Source organism: Staphylococcus equorum (genome assembly GCF_029531845.1).
Lineage (GTDB): Bacteria > Bacillota > Bacilli > Staphylococcales > Staphylococcaceae > Staphylococcus > Staphylococcus equorum_C.
On the sequence record NZ_JAMBPV010000019.1, the window covers coordinates 23,276 to 29,583 of the forward strand.

A 6,308-nucleotide genomic window follows, 5' to 3' on the forward strand; every position below is an offset into this window, starting at 1 on the left:
GATGTTGAAAATGAGTAGCCATATTCAAATTTTTGATACAACACTTAGAGACGGCGAACAAACACCTGGTGTAAACTTTTCATTCGATGAACGTTTGAAAATAGCAAATCAACTAGAAAAATGGGGCGTAGATATTATAGAAGCTGGGTTCCCTGCATCAAGTAATGGTAGTTTTAAATCAGTTGAAGCAATCTCAAAAGCATTAACAACAACTGCTGTATGTGGCCTAGCCCGTTGTGTGAAGAAGGATATTGATGCAGTATATGAAGCAACTAAAGAAGCAGCAAAACCAAGAATTCATGTCTTTATCGCAACAAGCCCGATTCATCGTGATTCCAAACTTATGATGTCTAAAGAAGAAGTTTTAGCATCTATAACAGAACACGTAAGCTATGCGAAAAAATATTTTGATTTAGTTCAATTCTCCCCAGAAGATGCAACAAGAACAGAACTACCATTTTTAATAGAATGTGTTCAAACAGCTGTTGATGCCGGAGCAAGTGTAATCAATGTACCTGATACTGTAGGTTTCAGTTACCCTTCTGAATATGGTCAAATTTTCAAAACACTACAAGAATCTGTCAAAACTGACCGTGAAGTAATTTATAGTGCACACTGTCATGATGATCTTGGACTTGCAGTAGCAAATAGTATGGCAGCAATTGAAAATGGAGCCAAACGAATAGAAGGCACGTTAAATGGTATTGGGGAACGTGCAGGTAATGCAGCACTTGAGGAAGTAGCACTTGGCCTTTACGTTCGACAAGATCATTACGGCAATCAATCTAAAATTAATCTTGAAGAAACAAAACAAACTTCAGATTTAATTGCTAGATTTGCAGGAATTCGAGTCCCTAGAAACAAAGCAATTGTCGGTCAAAATGCCTTTAGTCATGAATCAGGTATTCATCAAGATGGCGTAATTAAAAACCCAGAAACGTATGAGATTATGACACCTCAACTTGTTGGTGTTAAAACAACAGAATTACCTTTAGGTAAGCTTTCAGGCAAACATGCTTTTGCTGAAAAATTAATTAATTTAGGTTACGATGTTGAACCAGAAGAACAAAAAGCCTTATTCAAACAATTTAAAACAATTGCAGATAAGAAAAAAGCAGTTACAGATCGTGATATCCACGCCTTAATACAAGGTACAGAACATGAACAAAATGCGATTTATCAAGTTGAAACTTTACAACTACAATTTGTTTCAAATGGACTACAAAGCGCTGTAGTTGTCATTAAAGATAAAGACGGTAATACGTATCAAGATTCAAGTATTGGTACTGGATCTATCGTTGCAGTGTACAATGCAATAGATCGTATTTTTGACCTCAACACTGAGTTGATAGAATACCGTATTGATTCTGTTACTGAAGGTACCGATGCACAAGCTGAAGTACATGTACAAATTAAAATTGATAATCAAATTGTTACAGGTGTTGGTATTGATCATGATATCTTACTTGCATCATGTAAATCATATGTAGAAGCACATGCTAAATATGTTGCTAATTCATCTGTGGAAGAAGGTATTCATTCATGAGTTATAAGATTGTAGCACTACCAGGTGATGGTATTGGTCCTGAGATTATGACAGGATCACTAGAAATATTAGAACAATTAAGCCAAGATTATAATTTTAATTATGAATTAGAAACACATGATTTTGGTGGCGTTGCTATAGATCGTCATGGTAAACCACTCCCTGAATCAACACTAAATGCATGTCAAAATGCTGATGCAATTTTATTAGGGGCTGTGGGTGGACCAAAATGGACTGATCCTAACAATAGACCTGAACAAGGGTTATTAGGCATACGAAAAGCATTAGGCTTGTTCGCTAATATACGACCTACTACAGTGACAAATGGTACAAGCCATTTATCTCCGATTAAAGAAGAGCGTGTTGCAGGCACAGATTTCGTTTTAGTAAGAGAACTCACTGGCGGCATCTATTTTGGTGAACCTAAGAAATTGGGTGACGACGATGCACTCGATTCTCTTACTTATACAAGATCAGAAATAGAACGCATTGCTAGAGTTGGATTTGATTTAGCTCAAAAAAGAAATAAAAAATTAACTTCTGTTGATAAAGAAAATGTGCTTTCATCTAGTAAATTATGGCGTAGAGTGATAAATGAAGTTTCACAAGATTATCCTGATGTAGAAGTTAACCATTTACTTGTAGATGCTTGTGCAATGCATTTAATCACTAACCCATCACAATTTGATGTCATTGTCACTGAAAATTTATTTGGTGATATTTTAAGTGATGAAGCATCTGTAATACCTGGTTCATTAGGTTTATCGCCTTCTGCAAGTTTTAGTGAACAAGGACCACGACTTTACGAACCAATTCATGGTTCAGCTCCAGATATTGCAAACCAGGATATCGCAAACCCTTTCGGTATGCTTTTATCAGTTGTAATGTGTCTTAGAGAAAGTTTAAATGAACCACACGCAGCAGAAAAATTAGAAACAGTAATTTATCAACTCATTAAAGACGGTAAAACAACCCGTGATCTCAATGGTAATTATAATACATCAGATATTATTAATTTCGTAAAAGAAAATCTATAAAAAGGAGGAGATGTCATATGGGTAAAACACTATTTGATAAAGTTTGGAATAAACACGTCTTAACTGGTAAAGAAGGTGACCCACAGTTATTATATATAGATTTACATCTTATACATGAAGTCACATCTCCTCAAGCATTTGAAGGTCTGAGACTCCAAAATAGACAATTGCGTAGACCAGACTTAACATATGCAACACTTGACCACAACGTGCCAACCGTAGATATCTTCAATATCAAAGATGAAATTGCAAATAAGCAAATTACTACATTGCAAAATAATGCTAAAGAATTCGGTGTCCATATATTTGATATGGGCTCTGATGAACAAGGTATTGTGCATATGGTAGGTCCTGAAACAGGTTTAACACAACCAGGTAAAACAATTGTTTGTGGTGATTCTCATACCGCAACACATGGTGCTTTCGGAGCAATTGCTTTTGGTATTGGCACGAGTGAAGTAGAGCACGTATTTGCTACACAATCGCTATGGCAAACTAAACCTAAAAATCTAAAAATTGATGTAACAGGCAAATTGCCGACTGGTGTGTATGCCAAAGATATTATTTTACATTTGATTAGTCAATATGGCGTTGATTTTGGTACAGGTTATGCTCTTGAATTTTCTGGGGAAGCGATTCGTAGTTTAAGTATGGAAGCTAGAATGACGATTTGTAACATGGCCATCGAAGCTGGTGCTAAATACGGCATGATGGAGCCTGATGAAACGACATTTGAATATGTTAAAGGACGTCCTTACGCAACAAATTTTGATAATTCCGTTGATGAATGGCGCGAACTCTACACAGATGACGATGCAGAATTCGATAGAGTCATTGAAATGGATGTCTCAGATCTAGAACCTCAAGTGACTTGGGGAACTAGTCCTGAAATGGGAGTGAGTTTTAATACACCTTTCCCTGAAATAGAAAACGTAAATGACGAACGTGCATATAATTATATGGATTTAAAACCTGGTCAAAAGGCCGAAGATATCGATTTAGGTTATGTCTTCTTAGGTTCTTGTACCAATGCTCGTCTTTCAGATTTAGTTGAAGCGAGTCATATCGTTAAAGGAAACCAAGTACACCCTAATATTACTGCAATTGTTGTTCCAGGTTCTCGTACAGTTAAGAAAGAAGCAGAAAAAATAGGACTAGATAAAATTTTTAAAGAAGCAGGTTTTGATTGGAGAGAACCCGGTTGTTCAATGTGTTTAGGCATGAATCCAGACCAAGTACCCAATGGTGTCCACTGTGCTTCAACGAGTAACCGTAACTTTGAAGGTCGACAAGGTAAAGGTGCAAGAACTCATCTTGTTTCCCCTGCTATGGCGGCAGCCGCAGCAATCAACGGCAAATTTGTAGATGTTAGAAAGGTGGTTGTATAATATGGAAATCAAACCAATCACTACGTATACAGGTAAAGTCGTACCATTGTTTCATGACAATATCGATACCGATCAAATTATACCTAAAGTCCATTTAAAACGTATTTCAAAATCAGGATTTGGACCATTTGCTTTTGATGAATGGCGTTATTTAGATGACGGCTCTGATAATCCAGACTTCAATCCAAATAAACCAGAATATAAAGAGGCATCTATTTTAATTACTGGAGATAATTTCGGTTGTGGTTCAAGTCGTGAACATGCTGCTTGGGCGATTAAAGACTATGGTTTTGATATTATCATTGCTGGCAGTTACAGTGATATATTCTATATGAACTGTACTAAAAATGCGATGTTACCTATTGTATTAGATGAAGAAGCCAGAAAACATTTAGCACAAGCCGAATCGATTACAGTAGATTTACCAAATCAAACTGTTACTTCTCCGGACAAAACATTTACTTTTGATATCGATGAAACTTGGAAAAACAAACTCGTTAAAGGACTTGATGATGTTGCAGTAACACTGCAATATGAAGATGAAATCAAATCTTATGAAAGAGCAAAAAATTTTTAAAGATACTAAACTAACAAAGGTGTGAAACATATGACTGTAAAAACAACTGTTTCTTCAAAAGATATCGATGAAGCTTACTTACAAATAAAGGATACCGTTAAAGAGACGCCATTACAAAAGGATCATTATTTATCACTTAAATATGACTGTAATGTATATTTAAAAAGAGAAGACTTGCAATGGGTACGATCTTTTAAACTCAGAGGAGCTTACAATGCGATTGTAGCCTTAAATAAAGAAGACAGAGAAAATGGCATTACTTGTGCAAGTGCAGGTAACCACGCGCAAGGTGTAGCTTATACTGCTAATAAATTACACTTAGATGCAGTTATCTTTATGCCTGTCACTACCCCACTTCAAAAAATTAATCAAGTTAAATTCTTTGGTGGACAAAATGTCGAAGTTATTCTTACAGGTGATACATTTGATGATTGTTTAAAAGAAGCGCTCGTCTTTACAGAAGATAACAAAATGAATTTCATTGATCCTTTTAACAATATCTATACTATTGCAGGCCAAGGTACACTTGCTAAAGAAATCATTGATCAATCTAAAGAAGATAACATACAATTTGATTATTTATTTGCCGCAATTGGAGGCGGAGGTTTAATTTCTGGTGTAGGTACGTACTTCAAGGAAAATTCACCTCAAACATCTATTGTTGGCGTAGAGCCTGCTGGAGCAAGTAGTATGTATACATCAGTTGTTTTAGAAAATCAAATTGTAACATTACCTGAGATTGATAAGTTTGTTGATGGCGCTTCAGTTGCAAGAGTTGGTCAAATAACATATGACATCGCCAAAAAAGTTGTTGATGATTATGTTCAAGTACACGAGGGCGCTGTATGTTCAACTATTTTAGATATGTACTCTAAACAAGCCATTATCGCAGAACCTGCTGGTGCATTAAGTATTACCGCTTTAGATAATTATCAAGCAGAAATCAAAGGTAAAACAGTTGTTTGTGTTGTGAGTGGTGGTAACAATGATATTAACCGCATGAAAGAAATTGAAGAGCGTTCACTACTTTTCGAAGAAATGAAACATTACTTCATTTTAAACTTTCCCCAACGTCCCGGCGCTTTAAGAGAATTTGTAAATGATGTACTCGGACCTAAAGACGATATTACTAAATTCGAGTATCTAAAAAAATCATCTCAAAATACCGGTACAGTTATTATAGGCATTCAATTAAATAACCATAAAGATTTGAATAACTTGAAAAAGAATGTAAATGAGTTTGACGCTTCAAATATTTACATTAATCAAAATAAAATGCTTTATTCACTTCTTATTTAAAAGCTTAGCTATTGCGCTAAGCTTTTTTTACGCAAAAAAATAATCCATTCGGGTCCCTAAATTGCCTGGCAACGTCCTACTCTTGCGGAACGTAAGTCGGCTACCATCGGCGCTAAGGAGCTTTAAAGCACTACTTTCTTGCCTGCAAGATTAGTAGTGCTTCTGCAAAAGCAGCAACTCTTGTAAACACTTAATATTTTCCTTACTCACTTACTGCTTGTAAGCTCGTCACGTCTTTCGCTAATTTTGTCAGCTTCTAAGGAACTACTTTCAATGTCATTGGGATTAGTAGTTCTTACACATGAGCTTCAGCTTATGTGTTCATGTCTTAAATCAGGTTTTCAGTTCTTCGATAAAGGACTACTCCTCAGTTTATTGAGGCTAGTAGCCCTTATGCAAGAGCTTCGACTCTTGTAATCCTCTATAGTTAAGCTCTTTTTATCCATAAAAAAAGAGACCCT

5 protein-coding genes are annotated in these 6,308 nt (G+C 35.8%); all 5 read left to right on the forward strand.

Annotated features, from left to right (window positions below; translation table 11 throughout):
* Positions 1 to 10 precede the first annotated feature (10 nt).
* Genes M4L39_RS14135 through ilvA form a run of 5 tightly spaced genes read left to right on the forward strand, consistent with a single transcriptional unit; the run spans position 11 to position 5,847 of the window.
* Positions 11 to 1,546, forward strand: a complete 1,536-nt coding sequence (locus M4L39_RS14135) for a 2-isopropylmalate synthase (protein WP_277582564.1) — start codon at positions 11 to 13, stop codon at positions 1,544 to 1,546.
* A complete protein-coding gene (gene leuB / locus M4L39_RS14140) occupies positions 1,543 to 2,583 on the forward strand; it encodes a 3-isopropylmalate dehydrogenase (protein WP_277582565.1) in 1,041 nt (346 codons plus the stop codon). The genes M4L39_RS14135 and leuB overlap by 4 nt, the downstream gene beginning before the upstream one ends.
* Before the next feature lie 17 nt (positions 2,584 to 2,600).
* Positions 2,601 to 3,971 (forward strand): 3-isopropylmalate dehydratase large subunit, encoded by a 1,371-nt coding sequence (leuC, locus tag M4L39_RS14145; protein ID WP_277582566.1) that lies wholly within the window; start codon positions 2,601 to 2,603, stop codon positions 3,969 to 3,971.
* A gap of 1 nt (position 3,972) precedes the next feature.
* Positions 3,973 to 4,548 carry a 3-isopropylmalate dehydratase small subunit gene (gene leuD / locus M4L39_RS14150; protein ID WP_277582567.1) on the forward strand — a complete coding sequence of 192 codons (576 nt, stop codon included), beginning with the start codon at positions 3,973 to 3,975 and terminating at the stop codon, positions 4,546 to 4,548.
* 30 nt (positions 4,549 to 4,578) lie between these two features.
* Positions 4,579 to 5,847, forward strand: a complete 1,269-nt coding sequence (ilvA, locus tag M4L39_RS14155) for a threonine ammonia-lyase IlvA (protein ID WP_277582568.1) — start codon at positions 4,579 to 4,581, stop codon at positions 5,845 to 5,847.
* Positions 5,848 to 6,308: the final 461 nt, after the last annotated feature.

Bases quoted from the DNA above. Each gene is read 5' to 3' on its own strand.
- leuD (WP_277582567.1), top strand. From the start codon at position 3,973: ATGGAAATCAAACCAATCACTACGTATACAGGTAAAGTCGTACCATTG.
- ilvA (WP_277582568.1), top strand. From the start codon at position 4,579: ATGACTGTAAAAACAACTGTTTCTTCAAAAGATATCGATGAAGCTTAC.
- leuC (WP_277582566.1), top strand. From the start codon at position 2,601: ATGGGTAAAACACTATTTGATAAAGTTTGGAATAAACACGTCTTAACT.
- M4L39_RS14135 (WP_277582564.1), top strand. From the start codon at position 11: ATGAGTAGCCATATTCAAATTTTTGATACAACACTTAGAGACGGCGAA.
- leuB (WP_277582565.1), top strand. From the start codon at position 1,543: ATGAGTTATAAGATTGTAGCACTACCAGGTGATGGTATTGGTCCTGAG.